Below are 679 nucleotides of genomic sequence, written 5' to 3'. Positions count from 1 at the left end.
TTTTCTATTATATTTATAAACTTTCTTATATCTTTTTTTCTCTTGTTAAGGTTTATCATAAAATAAACAACTCTTTGACCAGGACCATGGTAAGTGGTTTTCCCCCCCCTATTAGTTTGTAAAATTGGAATATCCGTTTTAGATAAAATTTCATTCTTTTTGGCGCTTGTTCCGCATGTATAGATATGATTATGGTTAAGAAACCATAACATCTCGTTTTCTTCATTGCATAAAATTTTATCTACTTTTTTTTCCATAAAATTTAGAGCATCGGAATATTCAATAATTTGGCTAGAATTTTTTATATCTATGTTTGATTTCATATTAATTTGATACTTAATACCCTATCTGATATTCAATCTCTATTTAATTTGCGGCCGTGGCGGAACCGGTAGACGCGCAGCGTTGAGGTCGCTGTGGGATTAGTCCTGTGGAAGTTCGACTCTTCTCGGCCGCACCAAATGAGGCATAAATGAAATCTGAGTCTTACATAATAGCTGATAGATCAAACAAAGATCAATCCTTTCAGGAAAATTTAGCAACAATTCAAAATTTATTAAACCAGGAAAATAAAATTGAATTAATTAAAATTGTAAAAGAAATGCATAATGCTGATATTGCAGAAATTATACAAAATCTTGATGATGACAATAGAGGTAAATTTATAGTTAATATCAAA

The 679-nt window shown here is 30.5% G+C and carries 2 protein-coding genes and 1 tRNA gene; 2 read left to right on the top strand and 1 reads right to left on the bottom strand.

Annotated features, from left to right (window positions below; translation table 11 throughout):
• The coding region (locus QF629_13005; protein ID MDP6014438.1) for an octanoyltransferase at positions 1-323 on the bottom strand (323 nt) is incomplete at its 3' end.
• A gap of 50 nt (positions 324-373) precedes the next feature.
• Here QF629_13005 and QF629_13000 point away from each other — a divergent pair.
• Together QF629_13000 and QF629_12995 are read left to right on the top strand one after the other, a co-directional pair.
• A tRNA-Leu gene (locus QF629_13000) sits at positions 374-460 on the top strand.
• A gap of 12 nt (positions 461-472) precedes the next feature.
• The coding region (locus QF629_12995; protein MDP6014437.1) for a hypothetical protein at positions 473-679 on the top strand (207 nt) is incomplete at its 3' end.

The sequence above is a fragment of the Alphaproteobacteria bacterium genome, assembly GCA_030739735.1.
In the GTDB taxonomy this organism is placed as follows: domain Bacteria; phylum Pseudomonadota; class Alphaproteobacteria; order UBA7887; family UBA7887; genus UBA7887.
This window is presented reverse-complemented; position numbering and strand designations above follow the sequence as displayed.